Annotated in this window: 20 protein-coding genes; 19 read left to right on the plus strand and 1 reads right to left on the minus strand. The window is 35.8% G+C overall.

Going from position 1 to position 21,885, the window contains the following annotated elements:
* The first annotated feature begins 103 nt into the window (after positions 1 to 103).
* The 7 genes from HMPREF1140_RS09790 to HMPREF1140_RS14155 all read left to right on the plus strand — a co-directional run bounded on the left by HMPREF1140_RS09790 (position 104) and on the right by HMPREF1140_RS14155 (position 8,543).
* Positions 104 to 1,513, plus strand: coding sequence for a hypothetical protein (locus HMPREF1140_RS09790; protein WP_009663715.1), 1,410 nt, complete (start codon positions 104 to 106; stop codon positions 1,511 to 1,513).
* A 45-nt stretch (positions 1,514 to 1,558) separates the two neighbouring features.
* Complete coding sequence (locus tag HMPREF1140_RS09795) at positions 1,559 to 3,355, plus strand: ABC transporter permease (RefSeq protein ID WP_009663688.1); 1,797 nt, start codon at positions 1,559 to 1,561, stop codon at positions 3,353 to 3,355.
* Between the two features lies 1 nt (position 3,356).
* Entirely contained in the window at positions 3,357 to 5,012 is a 1,656-nt protein-coding gene (locus HMPREF1140_RS09800) for an ABC transporter ATP-binding protein (protein ID WP_009663766.1), read from the plus strand.
* 165 nt (positions 5,013 to 5,177) lie between these two features.
* Positions 5,178 to 5,612 (plus strand): 50S ribosomal protein L13, encoded by a 435-nt coding sequence (gene rplM, locus HMPREF1140_RS09805; RefSeq protein WP_009663695.1) that lies wholly within the window; start codon positions 5,178 to 5,180, stop codon positions 5,610 to 5,612.
* A gap of 23 nt (positions 5,613 to 5,635) precedes the next feature.
* Positions 5,636 to 6,028 carry a 30S ribosomal protein S9 gene (gene rpsI, locus HMPREF1140_RS09810; RefSeq protein ID WP_007590784.1) on the plus strand — a complete coding sequence of 131 codons (393 nt, stop codon included), beginning with the start codon at positions 5,636 to 5,638 and terminating at the stop codon, positions 6,026 to 6,028.
* A gap of 574 nt (positions 6,029 to 6,602) precedes the next feature.
* Complete coding sequence (locus HMPREF1140_RS09815; protein ID WP_009663765.1) at positions 6,603 to 8,000, plus strand: RNA-binding domain-containing protein; 1,398 nt, start codon at positions 6,603 to 6,605, stop codon at positions 7,998 to 8,000.
* A 375-nt stretch (positions 8,001 to 8,375) separates the two neighbouring features.
* Positions 8,376 to 8,543: a hypothetical protein gene (locus tag HMPREF1140_RS14155; protein WP_009663710.1), complete on the plus strand. Its 168-nt coding sequence runs from the start codon at positions 8,376 to 8,378 to the stop codon at positions 8,541 to 8,543.
* 291 nt (positions 8,544 to 8,834) lie between these two features.
* On the opposite strand, the gene glmS is transcribed toward HMPREF1140_RS14155, so the two are convergent.
* A complete protein-coding gene (gene glmS / locus HMPREF1140_RS09820; protein WP_009663781.1) occupies positions 8,835 to 10,676 on the minus strand; it encodes a glutamine--fructose-6-phosphate transaminase (isomerizing) in 1,842 nt (613 codons plus the stop codon).
* Between the two features lie 316 nt (positions 10,677 to 10,992).
* Here glmS and HMPREF1140_RS09825 point away from each other — a divergent pair, with 316 nt between their 5' ends.
* The 12 genes from HMPREF1140_RS09825 to HMPREF1140_RS09875 all read left to right on the plus strand — a co-directional run bounded on the left by HMPREF1140_RS09825 (position 10,993) and on the right by HMPREF1140_RS09875 (position 21,831).
* Positions 10,993 to 12,006, plus strand: a complete 1,014-nt coding sequence (locus HMPREF1140_RS09825) for a hypothetical protein (protein WP_009663755.1) — start codon at positions 10,993 to 10,995, stop codon at positions 12,004 to 12,006.
* A 98-nt stretch (positions 12,007 to 12,104) separates the two neighbouring features.
* Positions 12,105 to 13,658, plus strand: coding sequence for a glutamine-hydrolyzing GMP synthase (gene guaA, locus HMPREF1140_RS09830; RefSeq protein WP_009663738.1), 1,554 nt, complete (start codon positions 12,105 to 12,107; stop codon positions 13,656 to 13,658).
* A gap of 199 nt (positions 13,659 to 13,857) precedes the next feature.
* Positions 13,858 to 14,517, plus strand: a complete 660-nt coding sequence (locus tag HMPREF1140_RS09835) for a hypothetical protein (RefSeq protein ID WP_009663702.1) — start codon at positions 13,858 to 13,860, stop codon at positions 14,515 to 14,517.
* A gap of 405 nt (positions 14,518 to 14,922) precedes the next feature.
* Entirely contained in the window at positions 14,923 to 15,693 is a 771-nt protein-coding gene (locus HMPREF1140_RS09840) for a nuclear transport factor 2 family protein (protein ID WP_009663718.1), read from the plus strand.
* A 52-nt stretch (positions 15,694 to 15,745) separates the two neighbouring features.
* Entirely contained in the window at positions 15,746 to 16,366 is a 621-nt protein-coding gene (locus HMPREF1140_RS09845) for a DUF362 domain-containing protein (protein ID WP_009663655.1), read from the plus strand.
* A 180-nt stretch (positions 16,367 to 16,546) separates the two neighbouring features.
* The gene (locus HMPREF1140_RS13845; RefSeq protein ID WP_009663693.1) at positions 16,547 to 16,669 is read left to right on the plus strand and encodes a hypothetical protein; all 123 of its coding nucleotides are present in this window, start codon (positions 16,547 to 16,549) and stop codon (positions 16,667 to 16,669) included.
* Between the two features lie 7 nt (positions 16,670 to 16,676).
* Positions 16,677 to 17,375 carry a RhuM family protein gene (gene rhuM, locus HMPREF1140_RS09850; RefSeq protein WP_009663760.1) on the plus strand — a complete coding sequence of 233 codons (699 nt, stop codon included), beginning with the start codon at positions 16,677 to 16,679 and terminating at the stop codon, positions 17,373 to 17,375.
* A gap of 283 nt (positions 17,376 to 17,658) precedes the next feature.
* Positions 17,659 to 18,363 carry a lantibiotic protection ABC transporter ATP-binding subunit gene (locus HMPREF1140_RS09855; protein WP_009663646.1) on the plus strand — a complete coding sequence of 235 codons (705 nt, stop codon included), beginning with the start codon at positions 17,659 to 17,661 and terminating at the stop codon, positions 18,361 to 18,363.
* The gene (locus HMPREF1140_RS09860) at positions 18,353 to 19,111 is read left to right on the plus strand and encodes an ABC transporter permease (RefSeq protein WP_242822878.1); all 759 of its coding nucleotides are present in this window, start codon (positions 18,353 to 18,355) and stop codon (positions 19,109 to 19,111) included. The genes HMPREF1140_RS09855 and HMPREF1140_RS09860 overlap by 11 nt, the downstream gene beginning before the upstream one ends.
* Positions 19,112 to 19,508: 397 nt before the next feature.
* On the plus strand, positions 19,509 to 19,835 hold the full coding sequence (locus HMPREF1140_RS13790; protein WP_242822879.1) for a hypothetical protein: 327 nt from the start codon (positions 19,509 to 19,511) through the stop codon (positions 19,833 to 19,835).
* Positions 19,832 to 20,509 carry a response regulator transcription factor gene (locus tag HMPREF1140_RS09870; RefSeq protein ID WP_242822880.1) on the plus strand — a complete coding sequence of 226 codons (678 nt, stop codon included), beginning with the start codon at positions 19,832 to 19,834 and terminating at the stop codon, positions 20,507 to 20,509. The genes HMPREF1140_RS13790 and HMPREF1140_RS09870 overlap by 4 nt, the downstream gene beginning before the upstream one ends.
* Positions 20,510 to 20,649: 140 nt before the next feature.
* Positions 20,650 to 21,831, plus strand: coding sequence for a sensor histidine kinase (locus HMPREF1140_RS09875; RefSeq protein ID WP_242822881.1), 1,182 nt, complete (start codon positions 20,650 to 20,652; stop codon positions 21,829 to 21,831).
* The last annotated feature ends 54 nt before the right edge of the window (positions 21,832 to 21,885 follow it).

Raw genomic sequence — 21,885 nt, forward strand, 5'->3', positions numbered from 1 at the left:
AATTGTTCTTGAAAATCAAAAAGTATTGTTCGAATTAAACTTTACAAATATCACTTCAAAATACGAGCTGAAAATATGGTAGAACCATAAAGAGGAGGAAAAAATGAAAAAAAGAGGGTTAGCGTTAGCGGTTGTATCAGCCATGTTGATTACAACATTGGGTGCGTGTGGAGGTGGCTCAAAGCAGGCTACAAGTGACAGTACTACAGCGGCAGGACAGTCACAGGAAGCTGCAGAGACTACAAAGGCGGCTGCAGAGAATCTTACAGGTGTAGATGCGATAATTGCAGAGGCTCAGGGGATGACATTGGAAGAACTTGCAAAGAAGGCTATTGAAGAGTCTAACGGACAGACATTCTATGGTGTAGGAAACTCAAGCCGTGGAAAGACTGCAATACCATTATTTATTTCATATTTGCAGACAATCAATCCAAGTTATAATATGAATTTTGAGTGGCAGCAGCCTAAGAATAATAAGATTTTTGAGCAGCTTAGTGCAGATTCATTAAAGCCTACAGGTACATTTGCAATGACTTTGATACAGGACGGAAACCAGATACAGACTAAAATGGTAGAAACAAATATATTAAAGACATTTATCCCTAAGGACTGGGCAGATGCTAATAAGGTGACTGCAGACAGTTATACAGGATTCCTTCCTCTGCAGACATTGAATAAAGTATTTATGTTCAACAATACGGGAGATGCAAAGTTTGCTAACTGCTGGGACTTTGTATATGAAGGATCACATCCTTTGTTTATGGATATAGACTCCGAGCTTGTAGGAAAGAACTTCCTTTATATGCTTACAAAGGATACATATGCGGATAAGTTAAAAGAAGCATATGACAAGCTTGATGAAACTAAGAAGGCATACTTTGATCCAACTATTAAAGAAGTTGAGACAGATGCAAAAGACCTTGGATTGTCTGATAATGGAAAGTACGCTCTTGCATGGATTAAGCTCTGGGTTGAAAACTATACAGAAGAAACAGATGACGGACCTATATGTAATACTCTTGTAGATGCATCAGCAAAGAATCAGTCAGGACTTTTGGTTTATTCAAAACTACGTTCTATAGAGGAATCTTCAAATATATCAGTAAATAATGTAACTGTTGCGGCATATCAGGATGATTATACAGGTATGGGTGGTTACGGATATAACCACTATCTCTTCCTTACAAAGAACAGTCCTCTTCCTTGGACAGCATGTGCATTTATAGCATATATCACATGTACAGAAGATGGATTCAGCGCATGGGGTAAGGATATGGGAGGATATTCTTCAAATCCTAAGGTTATGGAAGAAACTGAGGCTAAGTATCAGCATCAAAAGGGTGGATACAATGAGGCAGGAGAGGACCAGTTCCCGGCTAAGAATGATAGAGGCTATGAGTGGTGGACAACTGATGGAGGTCTTGTACTTGAAGACCCACAGTACTGTGCAGAGGTTTCATTTACTGTAGGTAGCTGGATTGAAATGTTAAGTAAAGCTTCAGATAAGAACTAATTTGACCGGTGCTGCCTCGTGCAGCACCTTTTTAAGGAGAAAATTATGGGAATACTAAAAAATAGAGTTAAAACTTTTTTTAGCAAGCCACAAAATATTATTTTGCTTATTTTTGGAATAATGCTGACATTCAGTACGATCGCACCGGTCATTGCCATAGTAAAGGATACTTTACAGATACATCCCGGTACAATTGATCAGCATCTTACAGGAAAGGCATCAGGCTACAGTATTGTAAACTATACAGACTTATTTACAAGTAAACTTGCGATGTCCAATCTTTGGAGACCGCTCTTTAACACAATACTTTTGGCTGTACTTACATGTATAATATCTATTCTTTACGGTGGATTTTTTGCATTTCTGGTTACAAGAACCAATATGAAGTTCGAAAAATATCTGAGCTCAATTTTCATTTTTCCATATATAATGCCGCAGTGGACATTGGCAGTTGTATGGCAAAATATGTTTAATTCCAATGCTGTTCTAGGAACTTCTGACGGTTTAATTGCCTCACTTACAGGCATTACTTTCCCTAAATGGTGGTGTCAGGGACTATTTCCAAGTGCTGTAGTATTAGGCCTTCACTATGCACCTTTTGCATATATTATGATTGGTGGAATTTTCAAGAACATGGATGCCAATCTTGAAGAGGCGGCTACAATACTTGATACACCTAAATGGAAAATTATGACAATGATCACATTGCCTATGATCACACCTGCTATACTCAATACTATTTTGCTGGTATTCGGTTCGGCAATGGGCTCATATCCTGTGCCTCATTATCTTGGGCTTACCACATTGTCAACAAAGTATATTTCTATGAACAGTAAATATACAGGCGAGGCAAGTATACTGGCAATCATTATGATGGTATTTGGTATAATGATACTTGGAATAAATCAGCTTTCCCTCAGAAGTAGAAAAAACTATACAACAGTTACAGGAAAATCAGGTCAGCTCTCAAAGATTAATATAGGAAAGATAGGAAAATATGTCGTAGGAGCAGTATTTGCAGTACTGACTTTCTTTACAAGTATTTGGCCTATTATGCTTTTTGCACTTGAAACATTCCTTCCAAATCCGGGAGATTACAGCTTCCTTTACACACATGATTTCAGTAATCTCACTACAAAATGGTGGTTGACAAGTGAAAATGTTACAGAAAACGGACTATACGGTCAGTTTGGTATACTACACAACCCTACTATATGGAAAGCATTCTGGGGTACACTACTTTTAGCATTTGCTTGTGCGGCCATTGCAGGTACTATAGGTACTTTGATTGGCTATGCGGTAGCAAAGAACAGAAGATCAAAATGGGCCTCATATGTAAATAATATGGCTTTTTTACCTTATTTGATGCCTTCTATAGCAGTGGGTGCAGCGTTCTTTATATTATTTTCAAATGAACATATAAATTTATTTAACACATATTATCTGCTTATTATAGCAGGTGTTATAAAATACATTCCATTTGCAAGTAGGGCATCTTTAAACTCAATGCTTCAAATCAGTAATGAGCTTGAAGAGGCTGCTATAATTCAAAATACAGGATGGTTTAAGAGAATGGTAAGAATAATTATACCGATTCAGAAATCTTCTATTATAAGTGGGTTTAGCTTACCTTTCATGACTTGCCTCAGAGAGTTGTCATTATTCCTCTTACTTTGTACACAGGGATTTATATTGTCAACTACACTTGATTATTTTGATGAAATGGGATTGTACGCATTTTCAAGTGCTATAAACTTAATTTTGATCGTAACTATACTTTTCTTTAATACATTGGCAGATAAACTTACAGGTTCAAGCCTGGACAATGGAATAGGAGGTTGATATGCCGGCAATTACATTAACAAATATTACCAAAAGATGGAAAAACTATTTTGGTGTGGATAACTTAAGTCTTGAGATACCTGACAATTCATTTATTACATTGCTTGGACCTTCGGGTTGCGGAAAGACAACTATTCTTCGTATGATTGCAGGTTTGGAGACACCTACAGAAGGAAGAATAACTATCGGAGATAATGTGGTATTTGACAGCGAGAAGGGAATTAATGTACCGGCAAATAAGAGAAGAGTAGGATTCTTATTTCAAAACTACGCTCTTTGGCCAAATATGACTGTTTATCAGAATATAATGTTTGGACTAAAGAATATAAAGGAAGAACTTCCGGTAATAGATGTAGAAGCAAAAAGATATACAGATATTATGAGAGCATTACAGAATGGTAAAAGAATAAAGGCCGAAGTAATGGATTGCTATGATAAAAACGGAAAGCTGGATAATAACAGAGCCTATGTAAAACTGATAGATGCTTTTGAACTGTCAATATTCAGTGCAAAAACTGTATTTGAATTAAAAATTCATGAAAGTGATAACCCGGATGAGGTTGCCGATAAGTATAGAGCGGAGTATGAGCAAAAACTTGTAAGCATTGTAGATGCACATAGAGCAAAGGGAGAAGAACTGAATAAAGACTTTGAAGTTGTTAAGGCAGGTAATGTAGTGACAGAAGTCCGTAAGCTCACTGATGAGGAAATGGATTCAAGACTTCGCCAGGTAGCAAGAATTGTTAAGATCGGTATGTTTATGGACAGATATCCGGCAGAGCTTTCAGGTGGTCAGCAACAAAGAGTTGCTATTGCAAGAACACTTGCACCAAGGCCACAGGTTCTTTTTATGGATGAGCCACTCTCAAATCTGGATGCAAAGCTTAGACTTGAAATGCGTTATGAGCTTCAAAGACTTCATGTAGAGACAGGAAGTACATTTGTTTATGTTACACATGACCAGATGGAGGCTATGACACTTGCAACTCAGATTTGTCTTGTGGAAAATGGTGTATTGCAGCAGTATGCACCTCCACTTGAGGTTTACAGAAGACCTGAAAATCTCTTTGTTGCCGATTTCGTTGGAAATCCTTCTATTAACTTTGTAGAGGCAAAGGGTACTCAGCAGGGTGATGGAAGTATTTCTTTGGACATCCTTGGCGGTGTAAAGGCAAAGTTTGTCACAAATGAAAATATAAAGCTGAATGAATGGTTTGAAAAAAGAGATAGCGATGCAGCAAAGAAGCAGGAACTGCTTAAAGGACTTATGAAGGATAAGCATTATGTGGAAAAGGCTAACAAGGATGAGGTATTTAAGTATCATATAGCAAAGGTTATGGAAGAGGACAGCAGCATACAAAGTGAGCCTGTTGTAAGTAATGAGGACTTTGTAGTTGCAATAAGACCGGAGGCCATAGGAATAACATCAGGAGAAGGGCTTCATACAACTATTTACGGTGCGATGCCTACAGGAATGGAAAGCACATTGAAGTTAAGATTTGGAGATTATCTGCTTACGGGAGTTATATTTGGAAACACAGCCTATAAAATAGGTGAAAATGTAAACATCAATATAAACGGAGATGATATATTATTGTTTGACAGAAGATCGGGCATGAGAGTTGCAACAGGACATCTGGTGCTTGAGAATGCCTAAAAAGCGTGTAAGTTTTCATAAAAAAGCTCAAATATTGGTATTGACAAATAAAGGTAAGTTAAATATAATTATTAATTGTGACATTAGAGATTAATGCTTATTCCAATGCCCCGGAGAGCATTTATCCATATAAAGCGAAGTTAAAAGATTAATGGAGGTCAGTCAATGAAAACTTTTATGGCTAATCCGGATAAGATCGACAGAAAATGGTATGTTGTCGATGCAAAGGGAGCTACATTGGGACGACTTGCTTCAGAAGTTGCAAGTGTATTAAGAGGAAAGAACAAACCGGAATTTACACCACACGTTGATTGTGGAGATTATGTTATCGTAATCAATGCTGCTGAGGTAAAGGTTACAGGTAAAAAGTTAGATCAGAAGATTTATTACAACCATTCAGAGTATGTTGGTGGTATGAGAGAGACAACTCTTCGTGAACTTCTTGCAAAGAAGCCTGAGAGAGTAGTAGAGCTTGCCATCAGGGGCATGCTTCCAAAGGGACCACTTGGTAGAGATATGTACAGAAAGCTTCATGTTTATGCAGGAGAGACTCATGGACATCAGGCACAGAAGCCGGTAGTATTGGAAATTAAAGGCTAATAATCTTTAAGAAGGAGAATGGTATGACTAACGATAAGTTTTACGGAACAGGTAGAAGAAAAAGTTCTATCGCCAGAGTATATCTTGTACCTGGAACAGGTAAGATAACAATAAATAAAAGAGATATTGATGAGTATTTTGGTCTTGAGACATTGAAGGTTGTTGTTCGTCAGCCTTTAGTGGCTACAGACAATGTAAATAAGTTTGATGTACTTGTAAATGTTTGCGGTGGTGGTTTCACAGGCCAGGCCGGAGCTATCAGACATGGTATATCAAGAGCACTTCTTCACGCAGATGAGGAGTACAGACCAACTTTAAAGAAGGCCGGATTCCTTACAAGAGATCCAAGAATGAAAGAGCGTAAGAAATACGGTCTTAAGTCAGCGAGAAGAGCACCACAGTTCAGTAAGAGATAATCGAGACTTGGAAGAATCAAAAAACCCCGGAAAATCAATGGTTTTCGGGGGTTTTTTGTTGCCAAAAATTCTGCTGTAATTTGTTATCAGGCGTCATCATTTATTAGCATCTGTTGTTTATGAATCAAATTTTAGATACATAGAGCGTTAGCTCATTCTTTAAAGTTGAAGAATGAGTTGAAGCTCTTTTTTACATACCATCACAAATCTAGAGGAGATTTTTATATTCAGTAACAAAAAAGTGTCGTATTTATACGGCTTTTGGCGTTTCGCAAACGCCTATAAGTATTCAACATCTAAGGAACATTCTTGGGGGACAAAGGAACTGTCCTCATGAACTATTAGTAGAGATTGCTTGTGTATCGGATATCAGTATGGAAAAATAATGTTCCGAAATGTCTCGTAATGTTATTGGGATAGCAAAATAAGCATTTAGAATTTTTTTGAGGAGACAGTGTATAATATCTATTGAAATTCGTAATGCTTCGCAATGTGTCCGTAATGTTCCGAAATGTTATTGCAATGTTCTGAAATGTTTGGTATGTTTTATAAGAAGAATATTGGAGGTACTTGGATGCAAATAAAAGAATTATATCCGGATGTAATTGCAGAGGATATAGAGTATGAATATAAAGCAAGGTTAAACTCTGATAAACCGATTAAATGGGCTAAAACTATTGTAGGATATGCAAATGGCAATGGTGGAACCATGTTTGTCGGAGTCTCTGATAGTGGGGAGGCTTTTGGTATTGATTTGGATGAAATTGATAAAACAAAATTATTGATATCAAAAATTAATGATAGGCATATTTTCCCACATGCAAAAATTCGCTATATGATGAGGAGTGTTGATGCAGATGCAGAGAAATTTGTTTTAGCTGTCAATGTTATTCAAGCTGATTCTGTTGTGAGATACAAAGAAGGAGATTTTAACGAAACTGTATATATAAAAGGGGATGGAAATTCAACCACGGCTTCACCGGAAGATATTATTTCATTATCCAAAAGAAAATTTGGGGTTGATAATGAAACAAGTGAAATACTTTATGCTGAAAATCAATGGAGAGAGTATCTTGATTTGTGCAGGGAATACAGAGAAGAGTCATCCATACCTACTATTAAGGATTTGCAAAATGAAGAAATCGTTTCTAAGGAAGGGTATGCAAAATCCGGTTTTCTTATGTTTAGTGATGACTATGATGGTGATGACTCGTTAATTTGCTGTCGGCTTTGGAAGGGAAAAGATAAAACAGGCATAGTGCTGGATAGTGGAAGATATAAAGGTTCCTTAGCTAAAGTTTTTAAAAATGCATTGAACTTTATAGAGAGGAATACACGAACCGGATGGCGAAAAACGGAGTCAGGTGGTCGTGAAGAGGTTCGTGCCTATCCCAAAGAAGCCATTAGAGAGGCATTAGTGAATGCGATTGCACATCGAGATTATTCTATTGCCGGCACACAGATTGATGTGGACGTCTATATTGACAGGATTGATATTGTGTCCCCGGGGTCGTGGCTATTGCCAAAGAGCTATAATCGATATCCGGTAGGTTCTATTCCTTCTATCCGGAGAAATTCGATTATAGCGGCATGTTTGGATATGGCAAATTTGATGGAGCGTGGTGGAACAGGATTTCAAACAATGGTTGAAAGTTATAAAGGCAGTGCAGAACATTTGCAACCCGGAGTTTTGATCTATCCCGGGTTCCTTGATCTACGGTTATTTGATCTTATATACGAAGATAGTGCAATGCCGGTGGTACAAGATGAATTATCTGATAGACAAAAGATTTTGGAGATTCTAAGAACGGAAGGATCAAAGCATGTGAAGGAACTTCAGATAGTTACAAGTTATAAAAGCAGGAGCCAATTTTTGGTTGAAGTTATAAATCCTCTGATAGAAGAAGGTGTTATCTATAGGGATGGCAATGTAAAGTCTCCAAAGTCTCTAATAAAGTTGAAAAACAAATGATGATTTTATAGGTGTGGGAACGATTGCTCTCACAGTAATGTGGGGGTGATCGTTTTTTGTCTGCATAATAATATTGAAAATCCTCTTCAACCCGGTAATCGTTAATAACTGATAATTTCCATAAACTGATACATGCAAGGACAAAAGTTTTTTAGCAGCTCCTTGAAAACTGAATATCATTCACTTGGTACATTACTTTTTGTGGGGGCCTGAAATACGTGATGATGTCCATTGGGACGGTAGCGGATACGTATTGTAGAAATGGTCAAGGATGTCAGTATGCAGCCGGCATTATAAGGATTACAAGAAGGGACAATGATACTTCCGTAATTCGCGGCCCGGTCATAGATATTTAAAGCGGCTCTCGATAGTCGTGTGATTGGAAAAGATCCGACACTCTATCTTTCATCAGAAGGCGGAGGTATACTGCAGAAAGACAAGGAGGCACTTACGGACGAACAGGCAGAACGTCTGATAGATGAGGTAAGAGGTCTTTCAATCTACACATTTGTAATGCTTGGTTTATATGCAGGTTTACGATGAGAATAAATTCTGGTATTGCAATGGGATTGTGTTTTTCTGGATGCATTAACACCGTACATTTCAGTAAGAAAGGCATGGAGAAATGATCATAACAGAGCAGATATTAGTACTAGCGAGAAGAGCGCCCCAGTTCTCAAAGAGATAATCAGGTATTGCAATATTACACTCCGAAACAATGTTTCGGAGTTTTTTGCGTTTTAATAAAAGGTTGAAAATTATGAATATAAAAAAGTCTACAACTTAAGCAGTCGTAGACTTTGAATAATTGTACTCGATTTTAAAATTTATTATTTACTCTACCGTAACAGACTTTGCCAGATTTCTTGGCTTATCAGGATCTAATCCTTTTAGGAGGCTGACCTGATAGGAGAGAAACTGTAGTGGAACTACCAAAAGGCTTCCGGCAAAGAGAGGATGGGTACTTGGTACACTAAGATTTTGTACAAAGTCATTCTCATCTATAGAAATATTTTCCATTGTGAGAGCAAAGCATTTTGCTCCACGACTTTTCACCTCGTGAATATTTGAAATACTTTTTTTGGAGAGTTTCTCTTGGGAAAGAAGAGCGATCACAGGACTGTCTTTTTCTATTAGGCTTATTGTGCCATGCTTTAACTCACCGCTGCTGTAGCTTTCACAGTGAATATAACTGATTTCTTTAAGCTTCAAAGCTCCTTCCATGGAGATGGCCCAGTCAAGACCTCTTCCAAGGAAGAAAATATTGTCTGAGTCCTTCAGCTTCTTTGCCATAGGTAGGATTTCGCCATCCAGGGAAAGACATTGTTGAATCTTACCGGGGAGAAGGAAAAGTTCATCTCTGAGGCTTTGAGCTTCTTCATCTTTAATTTTACCATTTGCTTTAGCTAAAAGTATTGAGAAAATGTATCCGGCAACAAGCTGACAGCTATATGCCTTTGTAGTGGCGACTGCAATTTCAGGTCCTGCCTGTGTATAAAAGGCAAAGTCGGATTCCCCGGCAATTGCAGATCCCTTGACATTTACAATGGAAAGAGTTTTTGCTCCCAATTTCTTTGCTTCTTTTACCGCAGCTAAAGTATCCGCAGTCTCTCCGGACTGGCTTATACTGATAACCAGTTCACCATCTTCTAAAATCGGATGATTGTAGCGGAACTCACTTGCAAGTTCCACCTGTACCGGAACTCTTGCCAGGCTTTCACAAACTGACTTTAATACATAGCCTACATGGTATGCAGATCCACACGCGATTATTCTGACTCTTGAAATATTCCGGAAATCCCTTTCACTCATAGAGAAGGCCTCATAGGAAAAGTCATCATTTTCTTTGCCGCAGGCATAAAGTAGAGTATCTTTTACAGCCTGTGGTTGCTCAAAGATTTCCTTCTCCATAAAATGCAGATATTCTCCTTTATGAATTCGGCTTTGATCAAGATCGGCTATACCGGAAGAGCGTTTTACCTCTTCCTTATTTTTGTTATAAATATGTATTTCATTTTCGGAAAGGCTTAAAATCTCCTTGTTTTCCAAGGCATATATTTCATTTGTATAGTCCAAAAATGCGGAAATATCTGAGGCAATATAAAAAGAATTTTCACCTTTTCCTACAATTAAAGGACTGTCCTTTCTCATTGCATAAAGAGTATTTGCATCATCTTCGAACATAATTGCAAAGGCGTAAGAACCTTTCAACTCTCTTTGCACTAAGAAGAGAGTATTTAAAATATTCTTTTCTTTCAAGTAAAAATATTCAATCAGGTTTACAGCAACCTCGGTATCGGTTTCTGAGTAGAAACTGTATCCTTTTTCTTGTAAAAAGTTCTTTAAATCTGCAAAATTTTCAATAATACCGTTATGAACCAGCACCACTTCTTTATTCATAGATAAGTGTGGATGAGAATTTTTTTCGTCAGCTTTACCATGAGTTGCCCAACGTGTGTGACCGATTCCCATAGAGCATGGAAAATCACATTCTTTGGAAGCAACAACCTTTTTTTTCAATTCCTCCAATTTACCTACAGATTTTACTACAGTAAAAGGATGAGAATATAGAGCTATTCCGGCAGAATCATAGCCTCTGTATTCTAGACGCGAAAGACCGGACAGTAGAATATCCTTCGTATTCCCCTGCCCAACAAAACCAACAATACCGCACATAGTATTTTACTCCTATTTAATTGTTTATTGTGCGAAGAAAGCTTTTGTTACGATCTTGATTTCGCTTTTTTTCTTTCTTTTACGATGCACTACTCCGAAACAGCATCCGCCGAATCTTTCGATAACTGTTTACCTCGTCAGCTAGGGGAATCCCCGAAGCCCTGGCGCTAATTTTCCCTTATTCCTCAGTAAAGAAAAATTTGTGTTATGATAACATATGAAAAAGAAATTTGGAATGCTTTTTTGCAAAAATTAAAAAAATTATATAAAATATGGTAGAATAATCATATGTAAATACGTAAATAGGAGGGTAAGTATGAGCGCCAGATTATTATTTATAGGGTTAATGGTTTTCCTTGGAGTTTGCTTTATTGCTATAGCACTTTGGCTTAGAATCAGCTTGAAGAAAAGTTCAGCATACGGTATGCGAGGAGCGGCAAATAATCAAACCGATACAAGTAAAATGAAAATAGGTGAGATATTTTTATATATTCTAAGTATAGTTATCACGGTACTGATAGTTCTGAAGTTAATGAGTGTTATGGGATCAGGGGCTGCGGCTCTTGGCGGAATGATTATAGCAATACCTGTAAGAGCTTTTTTTAATGCAAGAAAGCGTACATATAATGCTATATTTTCTCTTGCAGTATTGGCATTATTGATTGTCTTTTTATGCTTCGGATATATTCTTATAGGTTTACCGGTAAAGCCCCCTGTAATGAGTGTAGGAGGGATGAAAATAACATTGAGTAAGACAAGTGTAGAAGACCTCTTAGACGGAGGATTTGATATATACATTATGAATGATGAGGATACATATGAGTACAGTGAATTGCTGACAAGCGGTTCTTATACAAAGTTTGAGAGAAATCAAAATATTACTGTAGAAAAGGGATATAGAAGTACAGGAGAGACTCTAAGGGGAGCGCCATATTTATTAGTTAAAGATGATACACTTATAGGTGCAATAGATTTGTACGGAAGTCTTGACAAAGATGTGGATATAAAGGATGCCAAGGTCGTGAATTTCTATATGGATAATGACTGTGAGAGTGCAGTGAAAAATGCCGGTATAGATATTGAGCTTGAAGTGCTGGATCTGTTAGATACTTTTGATACAGATAATATAAAAAATATATTTAAAAAGAAACTTTGGCTAATACCGGATGAATCCGAGCCTACAGACTCTGTATATGGAATAGCATGGCGTACCAACAGTGATTCTATATTCTGGAATGAGTATTATGCTTATATACGAATTGATGAAAATAAGAATATGAGAAATTTTATAGTTTCAACAAGCGTTGCTAAGGACAAACCTGAAAAGTAAAATTATACGTTTAAGAACAATAGAATATTTGCGTTTTTTTTCTATTTAGGATATATTATTGTATGTACAAATTAATTTATCAAGTATAGGAGATACAGATGGAATTAAAGCAGGAACTTATAATTGTTTTGGACTTTGGAGGCCAGTACAACCAGTTGGTTGCAAGAAGAGTAAGAGAAAACAATGTATATTGTGAGATCTATTCATATAAAACCCCTTTAGAAGAGATCAAGAAGAAAAATCCGAAGGGAATCATACTTACAGGAGGACCGGACAGTTGCTATCTGCCTGATTCAGCTACATATTCAAAAGAGCTTTTTGAACTTGGAGTTCCTGTACTTGGACTATGCTACGGTGCACAGCTTATGCAGCATCTACTTGGCGGAAAGGTAGAAAGAGCAAGTGTAAGAGAGTATGGTAAAATCAAACTGACAGTGGATAAGACTGACAGTGCACTGTTTGAGAATGTGCCGAAGGAAAGTATTGTGTGGATGAGCCATACAGACTATATAAGTAAAATTGGTGAAGGATTTGAGATTACATCACATAGTGATGACTGTCTTGCAGCTTCATATGAGAATACAGCGAAGAATCTATACGGAATTCAGTTTCACCCTGAAGTTTTGCATTCAGAGTACGGTTCTGTAATGCTTGGAAACTTTATAAAGAATGTCTGCAAATGTGAATGTAACTGGAAAATGGATGCCTTTGTAGAAAACAGTATAAAGGCAATAAAAGAAAAGGTAGGCAACGGTAAGGTACTTTGTGCACTTTCAGGCGGTGTTGACTCATCGGTTGCAGCAGTAATGCTAAGCAAAGCGGTAGGTGAAAACCTTACCTGTGTATTTGTTGACCATGGACTTCTTAGAAAAAATGAAGGTGATGAGGTTGAGGCCGTATTCGGACCGAACGGCAATTATAAGCTGAACTTCATCAGAGTAAATGCAGCGGAAAGATTCTATTCAAAACTTGCAGGTGTAAGCGAGCCTGAAAAGAAGCGTAAGATAATAGGTGAGGAATTTATCAGAGTCTTTGAAGAAGAGGCGAAAAAAATCGGTAAGGTAGATTTCTTAGTACAGGGAACAATTTACCCTGATGTTGTGGAATCAGGACTTGGCGGAGAGAGTGTAGTAATCAAGTCACATCACAATGTAGGAGGACTCCCTGACTATGTTGATTTCAAGGAAATCATAGAGCCGCTTAGAGATCTTTTCAAGGATGAGGTAAGAAAGGCGGGACTTGAGCTTGGCATACCGAAGCATCTTGTATTCCGTCAGCCATTCCCGGGACCGGGCCTTGGTATAAGAATAATAGGTGAAGTGACAGCAGAAAAGGTAAAGATAGTTCAGGATGCAGACGCTATATACCGTGAGGAAATAGACAAGGCAGGACTTTCACAGGAAATCAACCAGTACTTTGCTGCTCTTACAAATATGAGAAGCGTAGGAGTAATGGGCGATTACAGAACTTATGACTATGCCATAGCACTTCGTGCAGTAAAGACAATAGATTTTATGACAGCAGAGGCTGCCAGACTCCCTTGGGAAGTACTTGAAAAGGTGACCAACAGGATTATCAATGAGGTAGACCATGTAAACAGGGTACTCTATGATATCACAAGCAAGCCACCGGGAACTATTGAGTTGGAATAGCAGAAGCAAATATGTTACTGCTATAAAACTGTTGAAAACAATGAGTTTCAGCGATTTTGATGTAGCGAATTTCTCTAAATGATACTATTTTGATACTAAAAAGCTGAAATAGTAGGTTAAAAAGGGAGTTGTTGAATTTAGGTGAATTGTTTAAAAAGCGGTAACTAGTAAATATATATTTTTGGAGAAGAAAACTATTATGGAGAATATAGAGATATTTTTTGCTAAAAATCCTGACACACCGCCAAGGACGACAGAGACTACTACTTCTGAAGAACGCAAATCAAATTGGGATAAGAGGATTATCAAAGCGAAAGAACAAGCTAAACTTAAACCTATCTTATTTACTAAAGTGTTTTCGTTTGCAAATGAGTTTATTAATATGTTAAGGTCAAGAAACGAGTTAGATGAGAAAGAAAATATTGCTCTACTTGCATTAGATGATGAAAATCAGGCTATTATTTTAGGCAACGGCATTATTGCGTGTGGATGTAGTTGGGAAGATACAAAATGGAATAAAGAAGAACGTAGGTATGAAAAATATGATTTCAAATACGAACGAATAAAAGAAAGATTTGATCTAACATATCCGAGCGATATAATTTGGATGAAATTTACTGATAAGGGTCATTTGGGTGTTGTTGCTAAAAGTTTTGATATAAACTTTGAAAATGATAATACCTCTGGAAAATTAATAAATGAAGTTGGTGAAAAATGGGATGACTCATTTGTATTTATATTTCCTTTGACAAAAGGGATACTTAATGTTTATAAAAAAGATGATATTGAAAGAGCTATTGGGAATTATCTCATTTCGAAAGGCATTCCCATAATTGATTTTTACTCACATAATTACTAGTAAATAAATCATCGTTTGTCGGGGTAGTTCGATAAATTATAAGGCGAAAGCACATAACTTTAAGACCTAAAAATCTTTTGGCTATGTGCTTTTTCTGTGCTTATTTTATATCTGGTGGAATCTTAGCAGATATACCTTTTTTATAAAACTTTACATTGCTTTCTTCAAAAGGAACATAATCTTTCTTCAGGATGTCAGGATAGTTAGCTTTCTAATCTTGCAATGCTTCTTTTGTAATTTCGTTATTCTCATATTTTTCTTTCATTTTCTTCCAATTATCAAGTATATCGTAAAAATATAGATGTAACTGTTGACATTACATCCACATAGCGATAATATAAGCCCACAAGATGAAAAAATAAAGGTTACATCAATGCAATAAATCAAATTCAGGAGGAAATTATCATGACAAACAAAGAGAAAGCATTGGCACTTATCAGCACATTTGCATCAGGATATACAATGAAGGCAAAGGAACTTCTTGCAGAGGGTTACATTCAGCATAATCTTGCTTATGGAACAGGAAGAGATGCTTTTGTAGGAGCAGTGGAATATCTTGCATCGGCACCGGTTAAAACAACAGTTAATAATATTCGTGCATTTGAGGATGGCGATAAGGTGTTTCTACAAACGATATATAATTTTGCAGGAGAAGGAGAGCAGGTAGCATTTGATATTTTCAGATTTGACTCAGAAGGAAAGATTGCAGAGCACTGGGACAATCTGGCTACAAAAACGGAACCTAATCCGTCAGGGCATACACAGATTGACGGCAACTTAGAGAAGAAAGATGTGGATAAGGAAGATACAAGAAAGGTTGTAGAGGGATTTGTAGGAGATGTCCTTCGTGGAGAAAATCCTGATAGGCTCACTTCATACTTCTATGGAGATAATTATATTCAGCACAATACAGCAATTGCTGATGGACTTTCAGGGCTTGGTGCAGCACTTGAAGCGTTGGCAAAACAGGGAATACAGATGATATATAATAAGACTTATTTTGTATTGGCTGATGGAGATTATGCACTTGCAGTAAGTGAAGGAACATTTGGTGGTGTGGCAACATCCTTCTATGATTTGTTCCGTGTGGAAAATGGGAAAATTGCAGAACACTGGGATGTTATGGAAATAATAGCTGACAAAACGACTTGGAAAAATCAGAATGGAAAGTTCTAATGTAACTTTTGATATTATAATATAAGGTGGCAAGGGGTACAGGAAAATCATGATGGAAGCGAAGAATTATTTGAAATATATAGTAGATGGAATTCATACAGTTATAGTTGCGACTGTAGATAGCGAAGGTCTTCCGGTCACAGCAGCTATTGATATGATGGATGCAGACGATTCAAGTTTATATTTTCTGACCGCAAAAGGTAAGAACTTATATGATAGATTATCAGATAGGAGATTTCTTGCATTTACAGCGATGAAAGGCGAGGACACAATGTCACGAGTGGCGGTATCTGTAAGAGGGAAAGTTAGAGAACTTGGATATGAAAAAATCCCTGAGTTATTTGAAAAGAATCAATATATGTATCAAATATATCCAACTGCAGAATCAAGAAAAGCCCTGACAGTATTTCAAATTTATGAAGGTACAGGAGAATGGTTTGATTTATCTAAAAAGCCTATAGAGAGAGCAAATTTTTCTTTTGTAGCTAAAAAAGATGAAATGAAAGGTTATTTTATTACGGATGGTTGTATCGGATGTGGAAGGTGTGTGGAAGTTTGTCCACAAGATTGCATTAACCAAGAGACCATACCCTATGTAATTGAGAATAAGCATTGTCTGCATTGTGGTAATTGCTTAACGGTTTGCCCGGTTGGTGCAGTGGATAGAGTGTAAAAGTTGAGAAAAATATAGAATTTGTATTTGAAGGAGAATATTGGACATACTAAAATTGGGTCTGTAGGACTCATTCAAATAATGGGTTCTTTGTCAAGTGTTGGGGTGGGTTGATTTTTTAACCCACTTTTTATATGTGGTTTGAGTGTTAATTTAAAGTTTTGGAGGCAGTTTAAATGGATGATAAAGTTAGAGCGTTTTGAAGAGTTTTTCTACAGGCCCGGACTAAAAGATGGACTGAATATGAAAAGTACAGTAAAATCTATATTAGAAATGCTATCGGGAAATATTCGTGGAGGGTAACTAAAGAATGAAGAATGAAATTGTATTATTTACAGATGGTGATATTAATATAGAAGTTCAAATCAATACTGAACTGGAGACCGTTTGGCTGACACAAAAGCAAATGGAAGTATTGTTTGATGTTAAACACGCTACAGTAAGCGAACATATTTCAAATATTATTGCTTCAGGAGAACTGGATGAGACTTCTGTCGGTTTTTCCGACAGAAGTACAGGGGGAAGAAAACCTAAAATTTATAATTTAGATATGATTTTGTCTGTCGGATATCGAGTTAATTCAAAAAGAGGTATAGCTTTCAGAAAATGGGCAAATAATGTTCTTAAAGAGTATATTTTGAAAGGCTATGCAATCAATGAAAAGCGTCTTCAAGCGCTTAAGAAAACAGTTGATATCCAGTCAAGGATGATTGCAGATGCACTCGATATAGAGGAAAAAGATGTGCTCAGAGCTGTGAATGAATACACGGATGCATTGATTCTTTTGGATCAATATGACCATCAGGCATTAAGTAAGCCGGAGGGAAGTGCTCCTGTATACCGCATTACTTATGAAGAGTGTATTCGTATGGTTTATCAGATGAAAGATCCTTTTGAAACAGATGTATTTGGTGTAGAAAAAGAGGCCGGCAAGGTAGAAGGAATTATTGACGCTGTTTACCAGAGTGTGTTTGGTCAGGATGTGTATCAATCTTTGGAGGATTGCTGAATCAAAACCGGAAGAAAAAGATGTGATGGTAAAAATGGTAATGAATCTGTTGAATTTATAGTGGTATTGTATCGTTTTTATATTACAGTAGAAATTATGTAACAAGTGGGAATGTAAAGCAAAAGCACATAACTTTAAGATTTTAAAGTCTTTCAGCTATGTGCTTTTTTATGTGCCTATTTTAATGAAATATATCTCAACAGATCCATAAAATTTTTACGGTTATAATTTAGTTATTTTTATCGGCTATAACAATACCATAAAAATGATGGAGGTAAATCAAATGAGTATTATATTAGAAACGAAAGGACTGACAAAAAAATATAAAAACGGGATTGCACTGGATAATGTTTCAATTCAAGTGGAAAAAGGTATGGTATATGGTCTGTTGGGGCCTAACGGTGCCGGGAAATCGACATTATTGAAAATCATAACAAGAGCGATTCCAAAAAGCTCGGGTGAAGTGATGTTTGAAAATCATCTGTTAGCTGCAGATGATGTAAAGAAAATTGGGGCGATTATTGAACATCCTGCTATTTATCCTAATTTAACGGCTTATGAAAATTTAGAGGTTATTACAACTTTACTGAATATTGACAGAAAGAAAATTGATGAAGTACTTAGCATGGTTTCATTGAATAATACCGGCAAAAAGTTGGCAAAAGAGTTCTCCCTAGGTATGAAACAAAGACTGGGTATTGCAATGGCACTGATTAACAGCCCGTTATTATTAGTTCTTGACGAACCTACAAACGGGTTAGACCCTGTAGGAATTCAAGAATTAAGAGAGTTGATAAAAATGCTTTCAGGTCAAGGCATTACAATAATATTATCAAGTCATATTTTGAGTGAAGTAGGACAGATTGCAGATAAAATAGGTATCCTAAATAAAGGACGTTTAAGTTATGAAGGTCAAAATACCGATTCGTCTAAGTTGGAAGATTTATTTATGGAAATTATTAGAAAGGACGTGATGAATGATGATTAAGATGCTGAAAGCGGAATGGATTAAGGAAAAAAGAGCTGCCAATTCTACACTAAAATATATAGTACCTGTTATTTTTGTGTTATTTAATCTTTTTATGGTCAGTATTATGGGGCAAAGCCCTGTAGGAAGAAGTTATTTAATGGCCACAGCATTTAATTGGTATCCTGTTCTGATTTTACCTATTGTATTAAGTCTGCTTGTAGTTAATATTGTTAGTAAAGAGAAAGAAGAGCATGTTGCCTTGTTGCGAAGATTGGATATACTCCCGGAAAAGATGTTAATTGCCAAGAACAGAATAGTTATTTTTGAATTATTTACTGTTTTGATATTGTCATCGACAGGAATTTATTTAATAGGTAGATTTTTATTACATGAGGAGATTAGTCTTAAAATCATGATAGTAGCTACCTGTTGTTTATTTATTGGAAGTTTGCCGGTAGTTGCTTTATCTTTTTTTATTTACAAATTATTTCATAAAAGGTTTTTAGTGATTTTAATTAATTTTATATTTACCTTTCCGTCGGCAATTATTGCTGTAACCTCGTATTGGGAATTTTTCCCTTGGGATTATAATTTACGTATACTATGTCCGATTATTGAGGTTCATCCTAACGGTACTTTTTTGGAAAAATCATCCCCTTTAACATCTATGAATGCAGTATATGTCGGATTAGTGTTAAGTGTCATGGTGTATATCATAATAACAGCTATAAATATAGTGATGGAAAGAGGAAAAGGTCATGCTTAATATTCTAAAGTCTTACCTGTTAAGAATCAAAAGAACACCGGCCATAATGGTAATTATCTTGTGTCCTTTAATTTTTACCGGTCTTTTTATTGTATATCTTTTAAGTGCAACAGGTTTGAAAGGAGTAGAACTTGCCTATTTTTTTGTAGCATATACGATTTTAGCAAGCTTTTCTGTCAGCTTTTTTATTCCCATGTTATATGAAAGCGACAAAAAAGCCGGGAACTATGCCAATGATTTAAGAATAGGAATTTGTCGAAAAAAATTGTTTTTTGTTAGATTTATATTTATCTTTATACTATTAATGACTATTGAAGGGATAGCGATCTTACCGTTTATGTTATTTTTATACTTTTATGGAATCAATGTTCAAATATTGAATTTGGCAGTTTATGCTATGATCGGGTCTGTGGGATTGATTAGTATGGTACCTGTTTATCAATTTTTAAGTTTAAAATTCAATTATACAGGCTCTATTTTAACAGGTGTTATTTGTACCTTGGCTGCCGTTCTTTTAGGCACAACAGATTTGGGAAGCGGTATATGGTATTACTTTCCGTTTGTTTATCCTATAAGACTTATATACGGATATGTCAGTGGATCTTTTAATGTAGATACTGTTATTTTTTATCTTTTTATATCTTTTTTGATCTCATTTGTAAGTGTGGTAATATTATCATTTTGGTATAATAGATGGGACGGAATAAGTGAAATGGAGGAATGAAAGGTATGAATCTTCTCATAATAGATGATGACAAAGATTTGCTTAAATTATTAAAGCTAACCTTTGAGAAAGAATATAATGTCGTTATTTGTAATTCGGCACTGAAACTCCGGCCAAGTGATTTATGCAAATATGACTTGATTATTCTGGATATCATGATGGAAGAAATGTCGGGTTTTGAATTTTTGACTAAATACAGAAATATTATAGATATTCCTATTATTTTACTTACAGCGAAAGATTTTGAAAAAGACAAAGTAGAAGGATTTGCATTAGGAGCGGATGATTATGTGACAAAACCTTTTTCTCTTGCTGAAATTAGAGCGAGGGTAGCTGCACATATTCGGAGAGAAAAAAGAGAAAAACATTCAAAACTTATAGATTATCCGATATCTTGTGATTTGCTTTCGAAAAAAATTTATTTTGATAATGTAGAGATAAGCTTTACAAATAGCGAATACGAAATTTGTGAGTTTTTATTAAAAAATAGAAATCAAGTATTTTCGAAAGAAAAAATTTATACGGAAATTTATGGTTATGATAAGGAAGGCGACAGTTCTACAACGATTACCGAAAGAATCAAATTAATAAGAAGTAAATTTGAGCCATATTATATAAATCCTATAAAAACAGTTTGGGGAGTTGGTTATCAGTGGGAAATAAAAAAAGTTTAAGATATTTAATCAGCAAATATGCAATTATAGAGTTGGTATATACTTTATTTATCATTGTGCTGTTTTATGTTGGATTAAATGTATTATTAAATACCGGAGTAGTATATCCTGCCAACTATGCTGATATTCAGTCCGGAAAAGTGGAAACAGGTTTTCAAACAGAAGATTGGACACCGGCTGAAATACCATATTATTATGATTTTTTATATTTGAAAGACGGAAAAATAATAGAAAATACTATTGATAAAAAATATGATGATTTAGTACAGGAAGCCATAAAAAACGGAAAGTCAACAAGCGATGAGGTTATAGGTTCAAATATTTTTAAAGCTTATGCAATGGGAAATAGACAACTGGTAATAAGATACAGGGTTAATGTTATATTTACCAATAAAAAGCTTTATAAACTCTTTGAAAATTTCGAGTGTGGATATATTGTCCTGATACTAATTATTTGGTTTTTGGGATTCGCTTTGTTTCTTATTCGCTCATCAAATATATTAAAAAGGGAAATCCACAAAATTGCTATGGCTAATGATAACATCAGTCGTATGGATTTGGATTATGAGAGAGAATATTCTAAGTATAAAGAAATAGATGGAGTACTGGTTTCGATTGATGTACTGGCTGAAAATCTAAAACAATCTCTTGGTGAGCAATGGGATATGCAAGTTAAGCAAAAAGAGTTGGTGGAACAACTTACCCATGACATAAGAACACCGATAACACTGATTAAAGGAAATTTAGAATTATTAAAAGAAGAGAATCCCGGTTTATCTTCTGATAGATTTGCAGATATTTCAAACGGTATTGACAGGCTGGAAAAGTATATTGATAAATTGAAAAAATTTTCTTATACAATGGAAGGAAAAAAAGATGTTGTAAGTAATGAAGTGATTTTATATTGGATTGAGATAATGTCCGGGATATGTAGGTTAAACGGTTTGAATTTAGAAATAATAAAAAGTGAATGCAGTAATATTAAGCTGGATAAAGAGGAAGTAGCTGTAGCTCTGCAAAATATAGTTACCAATGCGGTTGAATATTCTAAAAAAGGTTCTAAAATAACGGTAGAGTTTAAAGATGAACCTGAAGAGTTTATTTTGACAGTCAGAGATGAAGGAACAGGTTTTAATAAAGACTTATTACCTTTACTTACAGAAAAATTCATTTCCGGAAAAGTAAAAGATAAGTCTAATAAACATGGTTTAGGCTTATGGGTAGTAAAGAATATTGTCTCGGCAAATAACGGCAACTTGTATTTGAAAAATTATACAGGAGTAAATGCAGGGGCTGAGGTCAAAATGGTTTTTAATAAATGATTGAAGAATAATTACGGTTATGGATACCATTTTCCAATAGGAGTAAGGAGGCTA

The sequence above is a fragment of the Lachnoanaerobaculum sp. ICM7 genome, from assembly GCF_000287675.1.
Lineage (GTDB): Bacteria > Bacillota > Clostridia > Lachnospirales > Lachnospiraceae > Lachnoanaerobaculum.

Coding starts and splice junctions, on each gene's coding strand:
- HMPREF1140_RS09790 (WP_009663715.1), top strand. CDS start 104: ATGAAAAAAAGAGGGTTAGCGTTAGCGGTTGTATCAGCCATGTTGATT.
- HMPREF1140_RS09795 (WP_009663688.1), top strand. CDS start 1,559: ATGGGAATACTAAAAAATAGAGTTAAAACTTTTTTTAGCAAGCCACAA.
- HMPREF1140_RS09800 (WP_009663766.1), top strand. CDS start 3,357: ATGCCGGCAATTACATTAACAAATATTACCAAAAGATGGAAAAACTAT.
- rplM (WP_009663695.1), top strand. CDS start 5,178: ATGAAAACTTTTATGGCTAATCCGGATAAGATCGACAGAAAATGGTAT.
- rpsI (WP_007590784.1), top strand. CDS start 5,636: ATGACTAACGATAAGTTTTACGGAACAGGTAGAAGAAAAAGTTCTATC.
- HMPREF1140_RS09815 (WP_009663765.1), top strand. CDS start 6,603: ATGCAAATAAAAGAATTATATCCGGATGTAATTGCAGAGGATATAGAG.
- glmS (WP_009663781.1), bottom strand. CDS start 10,676: ATGTGCGGTATTGTTGGTTTTGTTGGGCAGGGGAATACGAAGGATATT.
- HMPREF1140_RS09825 (WP_009663755.1), top strand. CDS start 10,993: ATGAGCGCCAGATTATTATTTATAGGGTTAATGGTTTTCCTTGGAGTT.
- guaA (WP_009663738.1), top strand. CDS start 12,105: ATGGAATTAAAGCAGGAACTTATAATTGTTTTGGACTTTGGAGGCCAG.
- HMPREF1140_RS09835 (WP_009663702.1), top strand. CDS start 13,858: ATGGAGAATATAGAGATATTTTTTGCTAAAAATCCTGACACACCGCCA.
- HMPREF1140_RS09840 (WP_009663718.1), top strand. CDS start 14,923: ATGACAAACAAAGAGAAAGCATTGGCACTTATCAGCACATTTGCATCA.
- HMPREF1140_RS09845 (WP_009663655.1), top strand. CDS start 15,746: ATGGAAGCGAAGAATTATTTGAAATATATAGTAGATGGAATTCATACA.
- HMPREF1140_RS13845 (WP_009663693.1), top strand. CDS start 16,547: ATGATAAAGTTAGAGCGTTTTGAAGAGTTTTTCTACAGGCCCGGACTA.
- rhuM (WP_009663760.1), top strand. CDS start 16,677: ATGAAGAATGAAATTGTATTATTTACAGATGGTGATATTAATATAGAA.
- HMPREF1140_RS09855 (WP_009663646.1), top strand. CDS start 17,659: ATGAGTATTATATTAGAAACGAAAGGACTGACAAAAAAATATAAAAAC.
- HMPREF1140_RS09860 (WP_242822878.1), top strand. CDS start 18,353: ATGATGATTAAGATGCTGAAAGCGGAATGGATTAAGGAAAAAAGAGCT.
- HMPREF1140_RS13790 (WP_242822879.1), top strand. CDS start 19,509: ATGATCGGGTCTGTGGGATTGATTAGTATGGTACCTGTTTATCAATTT.
- HMPREF1140_RS09870 (WP_242822880.1), top strand. CDS start 19,832: ATGAAAGGTATGAATCTTCTCATAATAGATGATGACAAAGATTTGCTT.